General features: G+C 27.6%; 22 protein-coding genes. All 22 read right to left on the reverse strand.

What is annotated here, in order from left to right:
• Nucleotide 1: 1 nt before the first annotated feature.
• Nucleotides 2-607 carry a sugar transferase gene (locus LOS86_RS11235; protein ID WP_231842196.1) on the reverse strand — a complete coding sequence of 202 codons (606 nt, stop codon included), beginning with the start codon at nucleotides 605-607 and terminating at the stop codon, nucleotides 2-4.
• Nucleotides 607-1,653 (reverse strand): hypothetical protein, encoded by a 1,047-nt coding sequence (locus tag LOS86_RS11240; RefSeq protein WP_231842197.1) that lies wholly within the window; start codon nucleotides 1,651-1,653, stop codon nucleotides 607-609. Before LOS86_RS11240 ends, LOS86_RS11235 begins: the two co-directional genes overlap by 1 nt.
• Before the next feature lie 3 nt (nucleotides 1,654-1,656).
• Nucleotides 1,657-3,099, reverse strand: a complete 1,443-nt coding sequence (locus tag LOS86_RS11245; protein ID WP_231842198.1) for an MBOAT family O-acyltransferase — start codon at nucleotides 3,097-3,099, stop codon at nucleotides 1,657-1,659.
• Between the two features lie 9 nt (nucleotides 3,100-3,108).
• Nucleotides 3,109-3,888 carry a sugar-transfer associated ATP-grasp domain-containing protein gene (locus tag LOS86_RS11250; protein ID WP_231842199.1) on the reverse strand — a complete coding sequence of 260 codons (780 nt, stop codon included), beginning with the start codon at nucleotides 3,886-3,888 and terminating at the stop codon, nucleotides 3,109-3,111.
• 252 nt (nucleotides 3,889-4,140) lie between these two features.
• Nucleotides 4,141-5,343: a glycosyltransferase family 4 protein gene (locus LOS86_RS11255; protein ID WP_231842200.1), complete on the reverse strand. Its 1,203-nt coding sequence runs from the start codon at nucleotides 5,341-5,343 to the stop codon at nucleotides 4,141-4,143.
• Entirely contained in the window at nucleotides 5,344-6,477 is a 1,134-nt protein-coding gene (locus tag LOS86_RS11260) for a glycosyltransferase family 4 protein (protein WP_231842201.1), read from the reverse strand.
• Nucleotides 6,477-7,337, reverse strand: coding sequence for a carbohydrate deacetylase (locus LOS86_RS11265; RefSeq protein ID WP_231842202.1), 861 nt, complete (start codon nucleotides 7,335-7,337; stop codon nucleotides 6,477-6,479). Before LOS86_RS11265 ends, LOS86_RS11260 begins: the two co-directional genes overlap by 1 nt.
• Entirely contained in the window at nucleotides 7,334-8,188 is an 855-nt protein-coding gene (locus LOS86_RS11270; RefSeq protein WP_231842203.1) for a carbohydrate deacetylase, read from the reverse strand. Before LOS86_RS11270 ends, LOS86_RS11265 begins: the two co-directional genes overlap by 4 nt.
• Nucleotides 8,189-8,193: 5 nt before the next feature.
• Nucleotides 8,194-9,318 (reverse strand): glycosyltransferase family 4 protein, encoded by a 1,125-nt coding sequence (locus LOS86_RS11275; protein WP_231842204.1) that lies wholly within the window; start codon nucleotides 9,316-9,318, stop codon nucleotides 8,194-8,196.
• Between the two features lie 99 nt (nucleotides 9,319-9,417).
• Nucleotides 9,418-11,229 (reverse strand): asparagine synthetase B family protein, encoded by a 1,812-nt coding sequence (locus LOS86_RS11280; protein WP_231842205.1) that lies wholly within the window; start codon nucleotides 11,227-11,229, stop codon nucleotides 9,418-9,420.
• A gap of 7 nt (nucleotides 11,230-11,236) precedes the next feature.
• Nucleotides 11,237-12,331 (reverse strand): ATP-grasp domain-containing protein, encoded by a 1,095-nt coding sequence (locus LOS86_RS11285; RefSeq protein WP_231842206.1) that lies wholly within the window; start codon nucleotides 12,329-12,331, stop codon nucleotides 11,237-11,239.
• 22 nt (nucleotides 12,332-12,353) lie between these two features.
• Nucleotides 12,354-13,529 carry an O-antigen ligase family protein gene (locus LOS86_RS11290; protein WP_231842207.1) on the reverse strand — a complete coding sequence of 392 codons (1,176 nt, stop codon included), beginning with the start codon at nucleotides 13,527-13,529 and terminating at the stop codon, nucleotides 12,354-12,356.
• A gap of 7 nt (nucleotides 13,530-13,536) precedes the next feature.
• Nucleotides 13,537-14,667, reverse strand: a complete 1,131-nt coding sequence (locus tag LOS86_RS11295; protein ID WP_231842208.1) for a CapA family protein — start codon at nucleotides 14,665-14,667, stop codon at nucleotides 13,537-13,539.
• 23 nt (nucleotides 14,668-14,690) lie between these two features.
• Entirely contained in the window at nucleotides 14,691-15,698 is a 1,008-nt protein-coding gene (locus tag LOS86_RS11300; RefSeq protein WP_231842209.1) for a hypothetical protein, read from the reverse strand.
• A 15-nt stretch (nucleotides 15,699-15,713) separates the two neighbouring features.
• Entirely contained in the window at nucleotides 15,714-17,093 is a 1,380-nt protein-coding gene (locus LOS86_RS11305) for a glycosyltransferase (protein WP_231842210.1), read from the reverse strand.
• A gap of 7 nt (nucleotides 17,094-17,100) precedes the next feature.
• Nucleotides 17,101-18,135 carry an N-acetylneuraminate synthase family protein gene (locus LOS86_RS11310; protein WP_231842211.1) on the reverse strand — a complete coding sequence of 345 codons (1,035 nt, stop codon included), beginning with the start codon at nucleotides 18,133-18,135 and terminating at the stop codon, nucleotides 17,101-17,103.
• The gene (locus LOS86_RS11315) at nucleotides 18,114-18,806 is read right to left on the reverse strand and encodes a cytidylyltransferase domain-containing protein (RefSeq protein WP_231842212.1); all 693 of its coding nucleotides are present in this window, start codon (nucleotides 18,804-18,806) and stop codon (nucleotides 18,114-18,116) included. The genes LOS86_RS11310 and LOS86_RS11315 overlap by 22 nt, the downstream gene beginning before the upstream one ends.
• Nucleotides 18,803-19,348, reverse strand: a complete 546-nt coding sequence (locus LOS86_RS11320; protein ID WP_231842213.1) for an acyltransferase — start codon at nucleotides 19,346-19,348, stop codon at nucleotides 18,803-18,805. Before LOS86_RS11320 ends, LOS86_RS11315 begins: the two co-directional genes overlap by 4 nt.
• 2 nt (nucleotides 19,349-19,350) lie before the next feature.
• A complete protein-coding gene (locus LOS86_RS11325; protein WP_231842214.1) occupies nucleotides 19,351-20,559 on the reverse strand; it encodes an oligosaccharide flippase family protein in 1,209 nt (402 codons plus the stop codon).
• Nucleotides 20,560-20,649: 90 nt separating this feature from the next.
• Nucleotides 20,650-21,924: a nucleotide sugar dehydrogenase gene (locus tag LOS86_RS11330; RefSeq protein ID WP_231842215.1), complete on the reverse strand. Its 1,275-nt coding sequence runs from the start codon at nucleotides 21,922-21,924 to the stop codon at nucleotides 20,650-20,652.
• Nucleotides 21,925-22,161: 237 nt separating this feature from the next.
• The gene (locus LOS86_RS11335; RefSeq protein ID WP_231842216.1) at nucleotides 22,162-22,668 is read right to left on the reverse strand and encodes an ArsR family transcriptional regulator; all 507 of its coding nucleotides are present in this window, start codon (nucleotides 22,666-22,668) and stop codon (nucleotides 22,162-22,164) included.
• Nucleotides 22,669-22,816: 148 nt separating this feature from the next.
• Nucleotides 22,817-23,785: an SDR family oxidoreductase gene (locus tag LOS86_RS11340; RefSeq protein ID WP_231842217.1), complete on the reverse strand. Its 969-nt coding sequence runs from the start codon at nucleotides 23,783-23,785 to the stop codon at nucleotides 22,817-22,819.
• Nucleotides 23,786-23,845: the final 60 nt, after the last annotated feature.

The raw sequence follows: 23,845 nt of genomic DNA on the forward strand, positions 1-23,845 counted from the left end.
ATTAATTTTTACCATCAAATGGAATCATAGTAATGTCCTCTGTTGCATTTACTTCATTTGTTTTAAAAATTTTAAATACAGTATTAATTATAATCTTAACATCTAATAAAAAACTAATATTGTCAACATACCAAACATCAAGCTTAAATTTTTCAGTCCAACTTAACGTATTTCTCCCATTTACTTGAGCCCAACCTGTAATTCCAGGTCTTACTTCATGTCTTCTATTCTGTTCATAAGAATAAAGAGGTAAATAATGCACTCGTAAGGGGCGTGGTCCTACTAAGGACATATCTCCTCTTAAAACATTTAACAATTGGGGTATTTCATCAATTGAAGTTTTTCGTATCAATTTTCCAACTCTAGTTAATCTTAGATTATCTGGAAGTAGATTCCCATTACTATCGGTTTGATCTGTCATAGTTTTAAATTTAATTATTTTAAAAATAGTACCAAATCTTCCAGGACGTTCTTGGTAAAAAAAAGGCTTACCATTATTGGAAAAATAAAGTGTTATAAATGCAATTATAAATATTGGCATTAAAACTAATATTCCTGTTAACGACAAAGAAAAATCTATTAATCGCTTGAAAAAATTCTTATACATTACAATTTATATTTTTTTGATAAAATTAAATCAACACCTTTTTCGTTACAATGCATACCATCGTAAAAATGTGATTCATTTAAATTAAGTTTAAATGGATCATAACTTCCTAAAACCTCAATATTTAATTTTTTTGCAATACTTAAAAAATATTTTTCACTTTCATTTACATTTTTATATTTTTTTTGATTCTTAATAAAATTATAAACTTTGGGGTGATAGGGTGACAAAAAAAACTCAATTTCTACATTATTATCATTTAGAATTTTAATAAAATGCTCAAATAGAATTCTATTTTTATATGATAAATTTTGATAATTTTCGATACTGTATATCTTACCTTCTATAAATTTATCAACTTTACCCATAATAATATTTAAATCGGCTTGCCTAAACTTCTGATCATAAGTTATGGAACCATCAAAAATTTTTGTAATTGATCTATTGAATCGTTTATTTGTAACTATTGGATTTTCCTTTTTGTTAAATAACATATTAACAGAAGATTGAAAATAAGAAGGTGAAACTAATTGTAGATAAGAAGAATTATTTATGTCAACTGGATTTTTATTAATACTTTTTAAAAAATCATTGTATTCAGATGATATACTTTTCCATCTTTCTTGACCATTATTTTCATTTAGAAGCCATGGGTCAATTCCTAAAATTATTTTTTTTGGAAAATAGTTATTTTTAACATAAAGTTGATATATACCAAGAATATCTTCAATAGTAGCACCACTGACACTATTGTTTAAAAAACTAGTATTATTGCAATTAATAGAGTTCAAAAGCATAGTTCTGCTAGAACCTAAAACAATAGTATTGGGACAATAATTAATTTTATTTATAATATTTCTTTGAAGTTTTCTATCATCATAGTTATCAATATTTGTAATGTTTTTTTGGGAAAGTAAAGCATTAGCTATATTATTCTCATAATTAGATGAAAATAAATTAGCTGGATCAATAGAATAATTTACAATAATCAGTAAAAAAAATACTGGTAATGAAAAAAATAGAGTTTTTTTTAAGAAATATTTCATAATTTAAAATTGAAAATATATAAATTCATTTTCCTCAAAATTTCCTATCAAAAATATAGCTAATACAATGATAAAATAAATTAAATATCTTTTAAAAGGAGATTTTAGATTTTTAATTAATCCTAATCCATAATCATATTCGCGACTAAGCCACTCTGTGATGAAAAATAGAAAGACAACGGATAGAATAAAATAAGCTTTTAATTCAATTTGAGGTAATGTAAAAAATGTTCCTGAAAAAATTTGTTTTATATAGGAAGTTGCATGTAAAACATTATCTGCTCTAAAGAATATCCATGCAAAAACTGTTAATAAAAAAGTTATCAAAATATTAATAGCTTCTCTAAAAGTTGGTGAAATTTTACCCTGAGCAGCAATCTCTAAATTACTTCTATTTGTATTTAATAGCATAAGTGGTAAAAAATAAAGAGCATTTAGTGCACCCCATACAATAAAAGTCCAATTTGCACCGTGCCAAAAGCCGCTAACAATAAATATTATAAAGGTATTTCTTATTTTCATCATTATCCCTCCCTTACTTCCTCCTAATGGTATATATAAATAGTCCCTAAACCATGACGAGAGTGAGATATGCCATCTTCGCCAAAATTCTGCTATATCTCTTGAGAAATAGGGAAAGGAAAAATTCTTAAGTAAATCGAAACCAAATAATTTAGCCGTTCCTAAAGCGATATCTGAATAACCAGAAAAATCACCATATATTTGAAATGTAAAAAAAAGGGCTCCTAAAAATAAGGTACTGCCCGAATAATCATAAGAATTATTGAAAATAATATTTGCGAAATAGGCACAATTATCTGCAATAACAATCTTCTTAAAAAGCCCCCATAGAATTTGTCTCATACCCTCTGAGGCTTTTGCATAATCAAAATTTCTTTCTCTTTTTATTTGAGGCAATAAATGAGTAGCTCGCTCAATTGGACCTGCAACTAATAATGGAAAGAAACTAACAAAAAGTGAATAATCAATAAAATTTTTCTCGGGTTCTATTCTATTTTTATATATATCTATAACATATGATAGACCATGGAAAGTATAAAAAGATATACCTACTGGCAATATAACATCAAGAAAAATAAAACTAGTTTCTATTCCAAAAACGGATAGTGCTTTAGAAAAAGATTCAGCAAAAAAATTATAATATTTAAAAATACCTAAAAACCCCAAGTTTATAAGTATACTTAACCAAAACCAAAAAAATTTCATTCTACTATTCTTTGTATAATGCATCTGTAGTCCAGACGCATAATCCAATAATGTAGAAAATATTAGTAAAAATAAAAATCTATAATCCCAACAAGCATAGAAATAATAACTAGCAACCATCAAAAGTAAATTTTGATAGCTTTTATTTGATCTTAAAAACCAATAGGCTAAAAAAACAATGGGCAAAAAAACGGCAAAACTTAACGAATTAAACAACATAATCTTTCTTTATAAATATTTTTTTATTTGATTAAGTTTTCCTTTTCCTGCAGGAATTTGCCATGTATCTTTATTCCACTTACTGTTTCCCTCTATGATTATGGGGCCATCTGGCGTAATTGCAATATCCCAACCCACAGTTCTAACTTGTGGCACTACAAGTGCGGCATCAGTTACCAATTGTTTTATTTCATTCCAAAATGGAACCTTAAAACCTAAAATTTGTTGTTTTGTAATAGGGTGTATTTCATGATAACTATCACAAGAAGATTTTTTTCTTATACCTCCTGAAATTACAATCCCAGTTTCACTTTCAATCTCTGCTGCTAAATTACCTGCTGAATAATTGTCTATAGGACAATCTACACTAATACGAAATACCGAACCAATAATATCTACTCTATTTTCATCATTAAGCAAGGTTATCATTCTTATTGTATTAACCGCCGATGGAGAAATATTTGCGATACTTTCATGCTGTATTATAAAATCCTCAAAATAAAAGTATTCATTTTCCTTAAAATGATTGTTTAAAAAAGTAATAAGTTCTACATCTCCAATCATTATACTATTTTCTTTTTTTTGAACTTGGAAAATTCGCACACCCTTTCCTCCCGAACTTTCTGGATTTTTAATCACAATTTTTTGATTAAGTCGTTCCAAAATAACGTTTGTGATGATATCCATATCTTTTTGGGTATATAAAAAAGCTGGATTACAGAATTTATTAAACGTTTTGAAAAATGTCTTTTTATTATCAACCTCATCAATAAAATCTTTATGATTCATTTTATTATGAAACTTATACATAATACCCATTGTTGCATATTCTTTCTTCTGCTCTTTATTTTTTCTGTAGAATTGGAAATTATAATAGTCCACAAATGAAGAACCATACAATAATGAGTTTATTACCATTCTTATATACAAAAATAGTTTGTTATACCCTTTTTTTGAAGTACAATTGATTGATTTTAATAAATCTTTATAATCTGTCTTCAAAATAAAAAAACCTAAATATAGAATATTTTTCATTGCTTTTTACTTGTTATTAAAAGTATTTATAATACTTGCAAACCTTTTGGTAAGTATGGATTCATCATAAGTAGTTTCTGCTAATTTTCTACTATTATCACCCATTATCTTCAGTAAATGAGGCTCATTTTTCCAATCCATAATAAGTTCAAATAATTCATTTGGATTTTCTGGGTCTACAAAAGCTCCACATCTATTTTCTTCTACCATTTTTTTTGTCCAACCATTTGAATTTACTATTATTGGTTTACCAGCAGCTAAAGAATCAAATAATTTATTTGGTGAATTAGTACTTAAAATTGGAATATTTAGAAAGGGGACAACCGAAATATCACAAACATTTACTACTTCACTTGTCTCTTTCATTGCTAATCTTTCGTAAAAAAATACATTTGTTAATTTATTACTTTCAGCGAATAATTTTAAAGTTTTTTCTGCTTTTCCTTCTCCTAAAAGAATAAAATCAACATCCATTATTCCTTTATCATGAGCAATTTTTGCAGCTTCAATAAAATATTGAAGGCCATTTGCAATACCCATTGTACCAAAATGAATTACCTTAAAAGAACTTTCTCTAAGTTGTAACTTTTTAATACAATCTTTGCTTTTTTCTCTTGGCCAAAAATGTTCTTTCTTAGCCATATTGGGAATCATTGATACTTTATCAGATGAAACATATTTAATAACACCATCATACATACCTGGAGATAAAGCAACTATATGGCTTGCATTTTTATAGATTGTTTTTTCAAACCAAATAGCTATTTTTTTTACTAATGGATTTTTAAGCCCCCCCATTTGTATAGGCACTTCTGGCCACAAATCTCTAACTTCAAAAACAAAAGGAATACCTTTGATTTTTTTTAATAATAGGGCGGGAAGTCCAACTGATAAGGGTGTAGATGTAGCAATAACTAAATCAATATTTTTATGTTTAAAAACTTCAAAAGAAGATTTGTACATAAAATTAAAAAATGATTTAATCCGCATAGGAATACTCATTTCATTTGAATAAGCATTTTTCAAATAAACTATATTAATACCGTCTAAATAGACTTCTTCTCTATCGGATGCTGTTATTTTTTTATTTTGAGTAATTACTGTAACTTCATGTCCCTCCTTTAAAAGTTGCTGAACAATAAAATAAATACGAGTAGCTCCGGGTTCTCTCGGAGTTTTAAAGTATTGGTGTATATAAAGAATTTTCATTTATTCTATATTAGTATAAATATCATTAAGCATTTTAGAATTGTATGTCCACGAAAAGTCTAGAGCATGATTATAAGCATTTTTCGAGATTTCATTGTAATTTTCTTTTATTTTTTGAATAGCTTCTGCAATTTTCTCATGTTCTTTTGGCATTACTGAAAAACCAACTACTCCTTCTTCATAATTCCCATCAAATCCTTGGCCTTTTGTATAAACTACTGGTAAACCTTGAGTCATTGCTTCTACATATACTAATCCAAAAGATTCTTTAAATGAAGGCACTACTAGAAGATTCGAATTCCTATATATTTTTAATAATTGTTCATTATCTGAAATGAAACCTAAAAATCTAACTTTTAAACCTTTTGCTTCTACTTGCAATTTATCTTTAAGATAACCTTCACCTACAATTGTAAGTTGGAAGTCAATACCTTTTTCTTTTAATATTTTACAAGCTTTAATTAATGCACTACAATTTTTATTTTCACGAAGCTTACCAACGAAAAGAATTTCTATGCAATTACTATTCTTAGACTCATCCAAATATCTATTTTTAATCCAAAAATCATTCACTCCGTTAGGAATAACTTTAATCTTATCTTTCAGTTGCTCAAATTGAAATGTTGTTAAGCATTCTCTTAATTGTATGTTCTTATAAGCTGGTGATAAAACCATTATTGATTTAGCACTATTTAATATTTTGAAACCTATTTTTCTAAAAAAAATAGATCTTTTCATGAATATATTTATATCTGTATTTCTAACTGTAACAACATAAGGAATAGCTTTCTTTTTAAATAATAAAAAGGAAATAATGCCATTAGATATTAACGAATGTGCATGGGTAATTGTTATTTTATCATTTTTTACTTTTTTATTAAAATCATTATAAATGGATAACATTTTTAATGGCCAGAAATATCTTTCAAGATTTGAAAAAGCTTTGGAAATTGTATATAAAATATTTTTAGATTCACAATAATCGCTATTTATTTTATCCTTTTTGTTTATTGGAATATATACAGTTTGATGAATTGAAGCATTCATATCCCTTAAGGACATAACTAACTCTTCATGTAACTTATTAGTAAGAAAATAGGAATTAATATGTACTAAATTTATCTTATTTTCCATTATACTACTACAGAATTGAAACTAACTAAATCTAAACTTTTCTTTGCTTCAAGAAATGCTGTTGATTTCAAAAATTGGTATTCTATAACTCTTTCATCTGTTAACTTTGTGTTTTCTAATTCAGTTATATCAATAGATGGATGACAAGGTATCTCTAAAATTGCATTCTCAAATTTTGCCAAAGGATTTTTTACCAAAGCTTTAAAAACATCAATAGCATTATGAGAACTTGAAACCAACATCCCTTCAGGGCTCTTAAAATATTTATTAATTTGATTTTTATTATTTTTAAGGTATTGCTCAACTAGCAAACGTTTAATTCCAAATTTTTGGATATCAAATAAACCAGGAACAATTACTTTTCCTGAATTTTGTATATAGTGCTTAACATAAAAACGTATTCCTTTTGGCTTTTGAGTTTCTTTTCCAAAATCCAATAATGCTTTAAAAACTACTGGAATTCTATTAAGTCCTTGGTGGGAATCAAAGTGTGTTATATTGTCTCCTAAAATATCATAAAGCTTTGCATATTGGTTTTTTAACTCTAATAATACTTCTTCTTTTTTAATTAAATTTTTCTTTGCTCTACTCTCTAATTCTTTTTTAGAATGAAAATTACCCTTTTTATCAACTAAAGATGATACTTCATCAATAGAAGACGTTGGTTTTCCTTCCGTTAAATTAAAATGAAGTCCAATACTAATATTTGGGATTTTAAGTAACTCTATTGCCTCATTTGCATAAGGCATATTTACCATTACTGTTGTAGAAGTAATAGTTCCTAAATGCATTAATTCTGTTATTGCATTATTTATTGACTTTGTCATTCCAAAATCGTCTGCGTTGATGATTATTTTCATTTTTTTAAATCTTTAAAGCTAATTAATTGAAACTTATTGAGGCTATTTTTAAAACTTTCAGACTTCAATATTTCGAACTCTTGTAGTCTTTTATCAGTTAATTTTGTCTTTGGCAAATCTGTAAATGATGTAGCTGGATGGCAAGGAATTTCAATATATAACTTTTCTAAAGCAATTAATTTTTCTAAAGCTTCAAAAGTATCTACTTTTTTTAAATTTATATTTAAAAGTTCCCCTTCAGGCATTACATAATATTTGCGAAAAGTAGCATTATATTTTCTATAATACAATTCTGTTATAAATCTTTTAATCCCAAATTTAAAAATATTTTTAATTCCAACAACTTCAGGAACTTTAGCATTAGTAATAAACAAATGATGAGGTGAACGTAAACCTAATACCATGTTTTCTTTCCCTAAAGATAAAAAAGCATTTGAAATGGGCTTATATTTATGTACTCCTTGATGCGAATCCATATGAGTTAAACGATCTCCTACACGCTGTTTTAATAATAAAATTTGAGCCTTTAATTCTTTATAAACGTCATTAGCATTTATTTTTCCTTGTTTACTCCTTTTTCTTAATTCTTTAAATTCATAAAACTCTCCCGTTTCACTATTCACAATTGTTGAAATTTCCGATGCATCTAAAATAGGCTTTCCTTGAGTTATATTAAAATGCAGACCAATGCCAAAATTAGGATGTTCTAATAATCTATCTACCTCTTCCCAATAAGGCATATTTACCATGACGGTTGTAGAGGTTAATGTTCCCCTTTTAGCTAATGTGAATACTGCTTCATTTACCGACTTTGTAAAACCAAAATCATCAGCATTGATAATTATTTTCATTTTATTTATATGTTGGAAATAAAATTAACTATTCGTTTAGCTCTTTCTACCACACCAAATTTTCTAGCATGATTCATTGCATTAAGTGACATTTTATTTCTTAATTCTTCATCCCCTGTCAGTTTATTTAATGCTGACCTAATTTGAGAAATATTATTTGGATCAACTAAAATTGAAAAATCTGAAGTACATTGCACTCTTATTTCAGGAATATCAGACGAAATTATAGGTAATCCACAAGCCATTGCTTCAATTATAGCGTTACTGGAGCCTTCGTGCTGCGTTGGTAAAACAAAGATATCCGAAGCTGATAAAAGTTCAGGAACACAACTTCTAGGTACTTTCTGTTTGAAAACAATATCTGTGCTTTCTGGATTTTGTTTTCCTTCCCCTACCATAACTAGACCAATATTTTCAATTCCTTCAGCTGCTTTAACCAATCTTAGAGGCCCTTTGTTTTCTATAAAATGTCCTAAAAACATAACTAATGTTTTATTCTGAGGCAAATTATATTTTTCTCTAAGCTCTTTTATATTTTCCCTTTTATAATACACTTCAAAATCCACCCCATTAGGCTCTACAATAATTTTATCTTGAGAAACTTTCATATCTATCAATTTCTCTTTTATCATTTCAGAAACAGCTATAAAACCATCTATTTTATTGAAAAATTTCGTATATGTATTCTTATTATACCATTTTTGTACTAATTGGATATTTCTATTTTCACCTACAGCTGCAATAAATGGCTTATTATATTTTTCTAATGCCTCTACTCCTAATAATGCATTTTTTATAAAATGACAATACACTACATCAAACTCAATTTTATTTTTCTTTATAATATGTTGTATTGCATTTACTTGTATTTTACGAGCAATTGTATAGGTATTAAAACTTCCTATTTGTTTAGTGGATAAAGAAGTAAATAATGGACGGTAAACCTTTGCTAATTCATTACCATATACTACTTTTTTAAATTTTATTTTTCTTGGCACTAATTGAAAAGGCGCAATAACAATTACTTCATGCCCTAGTTTTGCAAATTGTTGCACTAAATTGTATACAAAAACTCCATTAGTAGGATGTTGTTCCGATGGGTAATTATCTGATATTATTAATATTTTCATATTTCTTATTTTATTTTACACTAACAAACAGTATCAACTTTTACATTTAAGTTTTCATTTAAATTAACTTTTGAAGAGTAGCATTTTATACCATTAGTTTTATATAAATTCTATGTTAGCATACCTAGTATTTAGATTTGATTTTTTTTGCAGCAGTTGTGAAACTATTATAGGTGTAATTATTTTATAAATTACTGTGGTGTTCATTTCCGATATATTATCTTTAAAATAACTAAGTCCTTTATTATTAAAATCATTTGGAAAATCTTCTGAATTAATAAGTTCAGACAAAAATAATAAAAGATTGGTGTGATGTGTTTTCTTTAGCTTCTCAACATCAGCTTGTATGTATTTTTTGATTTGAAATGGTAGCATTTTTGCTACATTTTTTGAATAAAGAAACAAATTAAGCTTAAATGAACTTATAGGAAATCCCCATGCAGCGTTTTCAATATCCGCCACCCGCTTATCCATTTTTATTAAAAAATCTTTGTAAAATTTATAATTTTTTTTATAATTCTCAGGAATAGACATTGATTTAATAAAGAAATCTGTAGCATAAAAGGGAGTTACGGTCCAAAAATAAAATCTTTTTCTATCCTCTCCTTCAAATACAGATTTAAAAGCGCTTTCATATATCATAAAATGAATATACTTAATTTCTAGAGATTGTTCTGGAAATGATTGTAGAAAGCTTATAATATCTTTTCTTACACTATCCATAGTTACTCCTGTAATATCTTCAATATATTTGTAAGGTAGCACACTATTTTTCTCTATAATAGAGTCCATAAGCTGTTCATAGTTCTTTAATTTTTTAGAAAATGTGATGTGTGGTTTTATTCTATCTCCCCCATCACCTGTAAAATAGACAAAATCATTTTCTTGTTGTAAAAGTTTTTCCTCATATTGAAAATTAAATGCATTTTCAAGCGAATTAAGACCCATTTTTTGCAAAGCTAACTTATAAATCATTTCCCCAGTAAAAGCCTCTGTATTAAGTACTTTAAAAGGTAAACTGATTTTGGTAGCTATTTTTTTTGCTAATTTTACGTCTTTTAGTTCTTTCTTATTAACACTCAATCTTGAAATAGCTTGACAATTTCTTGTAAAATCAAATGCTGCAGCTACAGCTCTTGAATCAAGTCCACCACTTAAACCGATTATGTTTTTTATGTATTGTCTTTTACTTGTTGCCTTTTTAAAAAGTGCTACTGATTGTTCTACATGTTTTTTATATGAGGTAGTATAATCTACCATAGATTCAAAATTAAAAACATAATTTCTTTCTAATTTTACCTCACCTTTATTTTCATCTACCAATAATAGACTTCCAGGTAAAAAATAATTACATTCCTCAACAAGTGTTCTATTACCAACTGTATATCCCAACATCATAAACTGTGCAGCACCTATCATGTCAATATTTTTTATATCTGCAAGTTCTGTTAATCTATTCTGCTCGCGTGATACTATAAGACAATTATTTTTTAAATAATAATATAATGGTAATCTTGCAAAAACATCGTTTAACAAATAGGTTACTGCTGTTTTTTTATCTCTAATAACTATAATAAAATCGCCATCAGTACTAGTGAGCCACTTAGATATTGCTTCTTGTCTTTTTGTATTATCAATAACTATTTTATGAAGTTTAACTAATTCATCCTCTATACTCTTAGCGTCTTCGTTGTACAAAAAACCTTCTATTACGGCTAAGAAGTCATCATTTTCAAAAATATAAATAGGATACTTTTCATATCTATTTCCTGAAATAAATAAACTTTTTGTTTCAAAATAAGATTCAGAAAAATAACGACTATCCCAGTTACTAGTAAGTAATTTTTCTTTAAGTGTCGAACTAAGAAATCCAACATCTTCTTTTTTAAAAATCAAATTAATTCCAGGCATTTTGTGTTTATTTTTTATTTATTTGTTCTAAAAGATATGCTACTCTAAGATTACCACAATTATTTTGATCAAAAATTCCTTTTTCAAAAAACCAATTTTCCTTTTCGTAATCATATTTATATCTTCCTGGCTCACCATCTATGAGCAATTTCCGTTTAGTTTTTGTATCTCCAAAAAGACTTTGAATTTCTATCATATAAAAATTATTATCATTATCTATTAGTACATCAAAACTGATACTTTTAAGATTATGCTTATCTGTAATATCCCTAACATAACTCAAAATATGAAAAGGAATATCTGTGAAGACAGCATCTCCTGAACCACTGGCAAAATCACCTCGTCTTACCTTTTGGTAACCAAAATAAGAATCCCCGATACGAATTATTCTCCATTCTATGGGATTTTCAATAAACTCTTGAAAAAATATACTTCCCCATTCTAAATCCTTAGCAAAACCAGCCCCCATATTGACCCCAGCTCCAAAACAATTATTCAAAATTTTAAGCGCATGCGCTTTTTTTCTCAAAATTTTAACTCCTTGAGAGGAATCACCATGATTTGTTTTAAAGACTAGTGGGAATGATGAATGTTCTAAAAAAGCTCTAGCTTCATTATAATCATAAAAGATCCATCCTTGAGGATGCTTAATATTATTTGCTTCAAACCAATAATGCATTCTCCTTTTGCTTTCCCATACCCACATTTCATTGTATGATGGAAAAATAGTAAAACCTAAATCTTCATTAATTACTTTAATTCTTTCATCAAACATATTTTTAATTACAGTTGAAGATGCTGAAGGCCATACTAATATACCTTTACAACCTGATTGTTTTACAATATCAATCCAATTTGATTTTGTTAGGTCAATAAGAATATAGGGAACATTCATTTCCTCACAAGCTGCGATGTAAAAGTAATGAAAATTTCTTTGCTCTTCAATAATTCCTAACAATGGAAAACGGGATTGTTCTTGGTGGATTATTCTTTTTGGGTATTCAAACGTCCCTTTTCTATTCCAAAATTTGTTATAAGCATATAGAGGAGCTAAATGAGTTAGTAGTTTAAAAATGTTTTTTTTGAGCTCTTTAGTTGTCATGTTTATTTTTTTATTAATTATATTATAGCTGTTTTGAAAGTCTAGTTGCACCTATGACAAGGGAAAAAATAAACCAAGGGAAAATTTGGGTTAAAATACCCCCTGCTTTAAACATATGAAATGTTATTATAACCAGTACAATTAAAAATAAAATACTCTTACTATACTTATAATTGTAATATGCAAATTTCCATATTCTTAAAAAAAAAATTATAAAAAACAAAAAACCCATAATACCAGTTGTAGCTAATAAGGCAATAAAAATGTTGTGAGTATCCATAGGAAGTCCATAATAAATTTTCATTTCATTTAAAAAACCAGATCTACCAACTCCTACAATTGGATTATCATAAAAAATATTCATACCAGCTTCCCATAATTCATTTCTACCTGTATTTCCCTCTTCTGTTGTTTCTAATAATCGTTTTAACAACACTTCATTTGATAAAAAATACTGCCATAAAAGCATACCAATAAAAATTGAAGCAATTATTGAGAAAAACTTGACTTTGAATGTTGATTTTTGCAGTAAAACTGTAATTAAACCACCTAAAAAAACCAAAATAAAAGCTCCTCTTGATGCCGTTCCAGAAATCATAGCAATTATTGAAATTGAAAAAAAACTAAAAATAATTTTTGACAAAAGATTAATTTTCCCTTCTAAAATTAATGAAAAAATAATCATAAGGGCGATTGCACCTTTAACACCTATAGCATTGGGGTTTTCTCCAAAGAGACTCAACCTAGATGTCAAATCAGTATATTCTGAATCTATTCCAATTCCCATCAAAAACAAAAAACTCAATAATGCTATACTATATACATAAATTTTTAATACTTTTAAATTTAAATGAGGCTTTTCAATCAAATGATTGCTAATAATTATCATAAATAAAATCAATTGAAGTACTTTAAAACTTGTAATATCATTGTACGATTGAATATATTTTACATTTATTAGAGATGACATACTCTCTATTACTATATAGAACATTAATGGATAAACATAATAAGACATATATTTTAAAGAAACTCTTTTGGAAATAACACCTATGGATGAAATTAAATATAATATAGTTGTCATTTTCGTAATTGAAAAGACCCCTTGTAAACCAAAAGGGTTCCAATTTTCAAAAGTTACAGAAAATACTAATAGATATAATGCGTAATCATTAAATTTTAATTTATCATTTTGCATTTCTATGTTATTTTTTTGTAAATTCCTTTAATACACCTTGTGAAACCTCTAAATGAGCTTCACATCTAATATAATTTAATAAACTAAAATAATGAGATTTATTAATAAAAATCTTATCTAATCCAACCTTTATAATTAGTTTTTTAATAATCCTATTTTTTATTCCATTCAAAGGACTAAAGGCTCTTAAATATTGTAATTCTATTTTTTTTAAATAATCTTTCCAATTTTCCAACATTAAAGTTTCATCTAAAATAATAGAATTTAAATTTTCTATTTCTTTCCTAATTACTTCGTTTTCAAAATTATCAACAAATGAAAGACTATAATTATCTTTAGACTGTTTTGTATATTTTATATCAAAACTAATGTTATTGTCTTGGTTTATAATAATTGAAAGTATCATTCCTCTATACCATGAATCATGGTTAGACTTTTTAGTAAATAAAAAATTTCCCAAACTATAAAAAATTGGGATATTATTATATAATTCATAACCGCTAATACAATGTGGATGATGTCCTACTATCAGATCTGCTCCATTGTCAGCATAAAATCTATATGTTTTTTGCATTTTAGGGCTGGGTAGATTATAGTATTCATTCCCACCATGTATAATTACTATTACAATATCTGCTTTGTTCTTTTCTTTTTTTATTTGATAGACATTATTAATTACATCTAAAGAATTTGCTCCAGGAGACCCATTAACTGAATTTGCCCATTCATTTTCAGCAAAATTCAAAAAAGTTATTTTTTTTCCATCTAAGTTATAATAGACTGATTTACTAATCTCATTATGAAATAATCCAGCTCCAACATAGTTTAAATCGTTTTTTTTACAAAAAGAAATGGTATCGTTCAATCCATCAACACCATAATCAAATATATGATTATTTGCTAAAGTAACTAAGTTAATGTTTAATTTTTTTAACAAATTAAAAATCCCGTATTCATCCCCTTTCAAATGAAGTCCTGTCTTTTCGATTTTATTATTTGACTTAGTAATTGGACATTCTAAATTCACTATATTCAAATCCCCTTTTGAAAAATAATCAATAATATCGTTTTCTAAATCAGGAAAATTTCCCTCTGTTATTACCAAATCCCCACAAATATTTATTTTAACTTCTGTCATAAAAAAAATAATATTATTTTAAATCAATTAAAAGGTCTTAATTCTGTTGCAAATTTTTTCAAACTACACCAAATGGTTTTCAAATTTTCCATATGAAATTCATTAGTGTAATTGGGTAATTTAATAAAATAATATTTCATAGAATCCCCACACATTTTATTTAAATTAAACAATACTGTTGAATGAAAAGCTACTAAAGCAACTGGTAATAACTCAGAATTTACAATAAAATTTTCAAAAGGGGTACTATTTTTTAATACTGGCATATAAGATCTAATTTCATCTAGTTTATCATCTGCTTCGTATATCCTTGGAACATATATCACATTATTATCAAAAAAATTATTTACAAAAATTAAGGCATCAATAAATTGGTTTTTTGTCATGTAACCTCTTTCTACATGGGGATCTCCAATAAAGTAAATTTTATTAATTGTTTTTGTTTGTTTTTTAATATTTTTTAAATAATTAAAATTATTAATTATGATTTTTTGATTAGATAATGGTTTAACATAATTAGGGTATGCGGTAAAAAAAATACTAGGAAAGAAAACATGATTATGAATGCCTAAAAATTTATAAATAAATTTATTACTCCTCCCTTTAAAATCTTCGTATGGGTTTTTAGAATTGTAATTAACGGTTCCGTTACCATCATCAATAAATATAATATCTTTTAATTTTTTATTTTTTGTAACATATCTAAAAAATATTGTTAAATCATTACCAATTATTCTAGTTTCTTTAAAACTAATAAAATTCAATCTAGTCCAAGAATACAATAAATTTAAAATTAATTTAAAACTAGAAATTTTTAAATTTAATAAAAATGTAGGCGGAAGATATATCACTTCATTCCAATCATATAAATGCAGAGTAGACTTAACCTCTAATCGAGCTGTATTCTCTTTATTACAAACAATTAAAACATTAATATCTTCAGTAGAATTAGAATCATAAATATACTCAACACAATTAATAACTTGTAATCCTGTAACTACAAAAAAATAATTCTTATTCTTTTTTTTCATTAAAATAATTTTAAATCAATTTTTAATTATGGCTTTAAAAACATAAAAATCCCATTCGGTAAATACACCAAAAGAAACTTTTTCATCCACTATAATATGTCCTATTTTACCAGTTAAAATTTTACCATTTTTCTTAAAATTATCAACTTTTGATAGCATAATTCCTCCTTGGCCCTTATATAATGCTTCTCTTTCAAGCCTTGTAAATTTATCTTGCTCTAAAATAGGTATTAAACCATGACCTGTATGCTGAAAATACATTTTATTATCTAATCTTACACTAATTAAAGAATCTGCCTTAAAAATGGTTAACGTATTGATAGCATCATCTACTATATCTGTTGTAACAAATGGATAATCTAAAGAAAAAGATAGTAAGGCCTCTGGATAAATTTGTTTTTGAAAAAGTGTATCTAAAATAAAATTAAAAGTGTTATTTAAAGTTTCACCTGATTTTGATAACTGAAAAGGTCTTTTAATAATAAACAATTTTGAAAAATTTGTTTTCTTACTTTCAATAAAATCTAATATTTCTGTATCAGAAGATGTAACTACAATCCAATCGATTTTTTTGGAATTTTCTAATTTTTCTAAAGCCAATTCCAAAATAGTATTATGGTTAGAATTTTTGTACAATGGCCAATTAATCTTATTAATAAATGTATTTCTCACCGGAATTATTGCCACTGTTTTAGGAGTGATTAACTTAAAAGATTCAACATAAGTCTCTTTAATTTTTTTTCTTGTGGATAAAATTCTTTCTTCATTACCTGTAAGATTATTTCCGTGTCTTCTATAAAAAAAAAGAGGTTTATTAATATTACTGACTTTATAATGCATAATAAATTTGATCCATAAATCATATCCATCTTGACAAGTAAAGCTCTCATTATAACCTCCTAACATTCTCAAATTTTCTAGACGTATCATTGTACATGCTCCGTGAGCAGGTTGATCAAAAAGAGAAACATCCTTATCAAAATCATGTCTTATCTCTTCTCCTGTTATAATACCATCATCATTGGTGTAGTAATAGTCAGGAAAAACTAATCCTAAATCTGTATCATTTTCCAATGTAGAAACCATAATCTCTAATGCATCTGGTGTTAAAAAATCATCTGCATCTAATCGCATAATATATTTAGCAACAGAAGCCCTCATAGCAATATTATTGGTCACGTTTAATCCTTTGTTTTGTTGATAAATTATATTTATCTTAGGATTATCCCTATATTGTTCAATAATTTCTTTACTATCATCTACTGAGCCATCATCGATTATAAAAAGTTCAAAGTCTTGAAATGTTTGCACCAAAACACTTTCTATAGATTGTTTTATATACTTCCCATAATTATAGTTTGTAATATAAACGGTTAATAAAGGATTACGATTCATTTGCAAATTATTCTATTAAATTCCAATTTAATTTTTGATGTTTAATGACATCTTTTATTATTGTTTTTCCTATCAATTTATCAAAATCTCTTGCGTCAATTCCATGATTTGGGCGCAAAACTGTTAGATTATTTTCTGTCAAGACTTCTCCTGCTTTAATGTCTTTTGAAGGATAAACTGCTCTTCTAAATGATTCAACATGACCATTTTCTATTTCTATTGTTACAGGTTTCTTAACACTATTTCCTTTTAGTTCGTTAATAAGTTGAATTTCTTGAATTAATTCATTTATTTCACTAGGGGTTAATGAAACTTTATGATCTCTAAATTGCTTTCCTTCTCTAGAATCTGTGAAATGAAATTCAAGAATTTCTGCCCCAATAGCAACTGCATAATTTAACGCTTTACTTCCTTCTGTATGATCAGAATAACCAATTGTTAAATTAGTTAATTCTTTTAATCTTTTCATTACATTTAAATTTGCATCTGCGCTTGGTATTGGATACATACTAGTACATTGCAAAACTGCCAACATTTCTGATGACTTATAATCTGAATTTATTGATTGAATATACTCTATTGTTTTTAAAACTTCATCTTCTGAAGAAAGACCAGTTGAAACTATAATTGGTTTCCCTTTCTCGGCAGTTTTTTTTAATACAGAATAAGCAGTTAAATCTCCACTGCCAATTTTATACAAACTAATATATTTATCTAGCCAAGTCATTGCATCAATATCCCAAACCGAAGAAGTGTATAATATACCAGCTTCTTTCACCATTTCGGCTAAATATATATGATTATCCTTTGTAAGCTCGAATTTTTTAAAATGCTTATTCCTATCTGGACTTTCCAATTGAGATACTAGTGTATCTCCAGTGTATATTTGAAACTTTACATAATCAACGTTAGTATCAATAGCAAGTTGAGTAAGTTTCTTTGCATATTCAAAATCACCTTCATGATTACCACCTATTTCTGCAATTAAAAGTGGGCCAAATTTCCCATGAAAGGGACTATTTATTTTTGTATCTCTTTCCATATATTGTATATCTCATATAAATTATAATTAAAATGGTCTCCATTAAAATGTTGGATTATTTTTTCTGTTCTCTCAAAATCTTCTGCAGTATCTAAAGCCATCTGTATACCTGACGCTTCAGGTAGTAATGAATTTGAATAGTAGAAATTATTTTCTGATGGATAATCATAGGCATATAAAGTTACATGTTCTCTATATCTATCTTCCTTATTTATTTGTTGTAATAAAGATTCAAAGTAGGATAGCTTAAGAATTTCAATACTCATACCTTTAGGAAAAGTCCTATCTTTTACATTAGTAATAAAATCATATTTTCCAGTTTTGGCTATTGTTATCATATCCTTTAATATATTTATGTCTAAAAAGATATTGTCACCATTAATTCTAACAATGTAATCCCAATTTTTATTCTTTCCTGCTTGAAAAAAACGCTCTGCGACATTATCTAAAGATCCCCGAAAACAATCTATTCCTATGTTTTGAGCAAATTGCTCGATTTTATCATCACTATTTTCGAAAGAAGTTGCTATAACTATTTTTTCTGTATCAACAACTTGAGAAATTCTTTCAATAATATATTGAAGTATAGGTTTTCCACTTATCACCATCAAGGCTTTACCAGGTAAACGATTAGATGAAAATCTAGACAAAACTATAACCCCAATTTTCATCTTTCACCAATTTTTTTTGCTGGAGAACCTCCCCAAATTTCATTTTCTGGAACATTACAATTAACTACAGAATTAGCCGCAATTACAGCACCATTAGAGATTGAAACCCCTTTTAAAATTGTAACATTACTGGCTATCCAAACATCATTACCAATTTTAATTTCATCTGTAATATTTGGTTGAGTATTGATATTTATACCTTTTTTAATTTGATGATTGCTATCAACAATATAAACAAAAGGAGCAATAAGACAATCATCACCAATCTCAATTTTTTTGGAAGCAAAAATAAAAGTGTGATAACCTATAGTAGTTCTTTTTCCCACAACAACAGAAGCTTCCGCATTGCATGAACAAATTCGAACTCCTTCTTTTATAATTACTTCATCATCAATGTAAATGTTCTTAGGGAATCTCATAAACTCTACATGTTTATCAATAAAAACCATTTTACCCAATTTTCCTAAAAAAAATCTGTTTTTAATCATTCTAAAATAATTAAAAATACTAAAATTGAGGTGTTTGCGTAATTGTGATTTCATATTTAGATATCTTTTATTTTTTTTGATATAGTATACAAAAATCTCCAATAATTTAAAAAATTAAACATCTCTGATATTAATGCCCCGAAAGATACTGCGTTTAACAAAGAATCAAACAAAAAATAACCAATCCAAGAAAAAACAACAATAAATAAAAATCGCATAGCTACTACAACTCGAAATACTTTAAAACTTTTTAAGCTGTTTAAAGCACTATGCATCATGGTGTTTAAACAGAAAAAAACACCTGAAAAAACAGTTATTTGTACTGCTATTATTCCCATTGTATACTTTTCAAAATATTGTTCAACAATATATGGAATTGTTAGTGAAATTAGAGTAGCCATAATTGACATCAATATAAATAATTTCCAAATAGCAGACATTGTAAAATCATAAACTTTTGATTTATCGCCAGTTTTACCATAAATGTGTGACATTTGAGGAAATAGATACCGATTTATATAAAGTGGAAGCGCCAAAAAAGCATTATTAATACTTCCAGCAGGAGAATAAAGCCCAACCATTAATGGCCCACTAAAGGCAACCAAAATTAATCTAGGAATACTTCTACTCACAGATGCCAAATAATTCCAAATATACATAGGCATACCTATACCAACCATTTCTTTGAAATCTATTAATTTGAATTCATATTTAACTTTATAAGGTCTAAAAATGTAATAACCCATGTATAACATAAATGCAACAATTACTTGATAAATTATGTAACCCCACAAGTCATAATAATAAACCAAAGGTAATAATATAAAGTATAAAAAACTTGTGAAAAATTGAACCTTACCCAAATAAACAAATGCACTAGATGATCTATAAGTCGCTCCTAAAAAGTTAGTTTGAATACCCAAAGAACTTGTCGAAAATGCTAATACAAACATTAAAGCATATTCTAAAGTAAAAATTTTAAAAAAAGTAAGAAAAATGCCCACTAAAAAAATTAACACCATTAAACCCCAACTGAGAGCAGTTGTATAATAACCTACTGTTTTTAATTTTTCAAGAGCTTCTTCTTTCTTATCTTGACCTATCAAATAAGCAATTTCACGATTTAAACCACTAGTAGTTCCTAATGTGAAAATTTGTAAATAGCCAACAAAAACCAAAAAAGATTGCCATTGACCTAAATCAATGGGATCTAACCATCGTAAAATAATTATTCCCGATAGTGTAACTGAAAATGTTTTAAACAATCCAGATGAAACATACATAACTCCAGCACTCTTGGAAATTTTTGTTAAGTATTTTTTCAAAATTTATTATCTAATGCAATTAATACCTATTTATAATCTACCATCTGAACAATTATTCAAAATCCCTTTTACATCATAAACCACAGCATTAACTTTTTTTAAACTTTCAAAATTCATTTTCAAAAATTCATTATGAGCCACTCCTAAAACAATTGCTTCATATTTTTCACTTGGCAACACTTTATTCATGTTTAATTGATATTCATGTTTTACTTCTTCAGGATTTGCCCATGGATCATAGATAGAAACAATTATGCCATATTCCTCTAATGCACGAATAACATCAACAATTTTAGTATTACGCACATCAGGGCAATTTTCTTTGAAGGTAATACCCAAAAGCAAAAGATTTGCTCCGTTTACAGTGATTCCTTTTTTAATCATTAGCTTAACTACCTGAGACGCTACATACTCCCCCATACTATCATTCAAACGACGTCCCGCTAAAATAATTTCAGGATGATATCCTGCTTCTTGTGCTTTTTGGGCCAAATAATAAGGATCTACACCGATACAATGCCCACCAACTAATCCTGGCTTGAATGGTAAAAAGTTCCATTTTGTTCCAGCTGCCTCTAATACTGCATGGGTATCTATATTTAATAAATTAAAAATTTTTGCTAATTCATTTACAAAGGCAATGTTGATGTCTCTTTGAGAATTCTCTATTACTTTAGCTGCTTCCGCCACTTTGATGGTAGGAGCTAAGTGCGTTCCTGCTGTAATAACACTTTTATAAAGCACATCTACTTTTTGTCCAATTTCTGGCGTAGAACCCGATGTAACTTTTAATATTTTTTCTACTGTATGCTCTTTATCTCCTGGATTAATTCGCTCTGGTGAATAACCTGCAAAGAAATCTACATTAAAGCGTAATCCCGACACTCTTTCCAATACCGGAATACATTCCTCCTCAGTAGCACCAGGATAAACAGTTGATTCATAAATCACGATATCACCTTTTTTTAACACTTTCCCAACCGTTTCACTTGCTTTGTAAAGTGGCGTCAAATCAGGTCGGTTGTTTTTATCCACAGGCGTAGGCACAGTTATTACAAAAAAATTAGCATCCTGAATATCAAGTATATCTCTTGTATTAAACAATCCATTTTCTAGATTATTTTGACTTTTTAAAACTGACTTTAGTAATTCATCTGAAACTTCTAAAGTGGAGTCTTTCCCATTATTCAATTCTTCAATTCTATTAGGATTGATATCGAAACCTACTACAGGATATTTAGTTGCAAATAACCTTGCTAATGGAAGCCCGACATAGCCCAATCCGATAATGGCAATTTTGTTCATCTTTTTTTTATATTTTTTAGTTACATTTTTATTGATTATTCTATTTTTATTGAAAATCAAACTTATTCTAATCTATTTAAATAGAAAGCTAAGTTATTAATTTTAATTTATATGTCGACTTTTAAATAGTATTATCTGTGTTTTAATTTAATGTTAAACTAAAATTAAATTACATTTTTATTTTCTTAAATTGTTTTTAATCTTTAATAACTAAAGCAGTAATTTCTATTCAACCTTTTACTTATTTTCAAAGATTAAAAGCCCTTCACCTATAAATTCAGTTGTACTTTTCACAAATACTTCTTTTTTTATTTCCTTTTTAATCTTAGGTAGTAATTGTGCTATATATTCTTCATTTATCATCTCCCCTTCAATCACAACCTCAATAATACCAGAATCTATTCCTTTTGCATAATCACCAACAAGAAAGATTCTTGAAATCTCTCCCATTCTCTCCAGTATTTGTGTTATTATATAATCAATACCAATATATTTTTGAATTAATTGTTGTAATGTAGCAAATAATGGATGAGCAGTGTTTGCATAGTACATTACTTTATTATCTGTCTCTTTCCTCAAAATATAACCTGCCTCACTTAAATTATTTAGTTCTTTACGAATGGCATTGGTATTTTCATTCATTTCTTGCGCCAAACCTCTCAAATAACCTGTATTAGCAGCGTTTATAAAAAACTTAACTAACAACCGTAAACGCGTTTTTGATGTAATAATACTATCCAACATATTTATTTAATGAACAACAAAAGTACTCATTTGTTTTTAATGAGCAAATTTTTACGCTTCTTTTTACATCGTTGACTTTAACCAAAAAAGGAGACTGATAAACAACATGTTACCGCTCTCCTTTTTTAGTAAAAGATTTATCAATATTTTATTTCAAATTTTCCCAATACCAAGCCACAGACTCTTTCAACCCTTGATCTATAGTATGTGTAGGGACATAACCCAATAACGCTTTAGCTTTTTCTACTGATGCCAAAGAGTGTGGGATATCCCCTAAACGATTAGGTCCATAAACCACTTCAACCCCTGAAATTTCAGCATCGTATGTACTTAAATACTCTTTTAAATACTTAACTAAATCATTTAAAGTAGTTCGATCTCCAACAGCGGTATTGTAAACAGTATTAATAGCCACAGGATTTGTAGTCAGCATAGCTCTTTCATTCATTTGAACCACATTGTCAACATAAGTAAAATCTCTTGAATAATCACCCGTACCATTTATAACGGGAGACTCTTTTTTCATCAATTGCTTTACAAATAAGGGTATAACTGCCGCGTATGCTCCATTAGGGTCTTGTCTTCTTCCAAATACATTAAAATACCTTAGTCCTATAGTTTCCAAACCGTATGTTTTACTAAAAATTTCCGCATAAAGTTCATTTACATATTTAGTTATTGCATATGGAGAAAGGGGCTTACCAATTTTGTCTTCAACTTTGGGTAAACTTTCAGAATCGCCATAAGTAGAAGAACTTGCAGCATAAATAAACCTTTTAACCCCTGCATCTCTTGACGCTACTAACATATTTAAAAAACCAGAAACATTAACCTCATTAGAGGTAATTGGGTCTTTAATGGAACGAGGTACAGAACCTAAGGCTGCTTGATGTAAAACATAATCAACCCCCTCTACCGCTTTCTGACAAACCTCTAAATCCCTTATATCTCCTTCTATCAATTGAAAATCGGGATGTTCTAAAAAAGGGGCTATATTATACCTATGTCCAGTTGCAAAATTATCCAAACACAGTACTTGATGCTCTTTTTTTAAAAAATACTCACATAAATTGGAACCAATAAAACCAGCTCCACCTGTAATTAATATTTTACTCATTTTGTTTATATATATACTTTAGATTAATAACTAGTAAACACTTAACTCTAATATCCATAT

It is taken from the genome of Flavobacterium cyclinae (assembly GCF_021172145.1).
GTDB lineage: Bacteria > Bacteroidota > Bacteroidia > Flavobacteriales > Flavobacteriaceae > Flavobacterium > Flavobacterium cyclinae.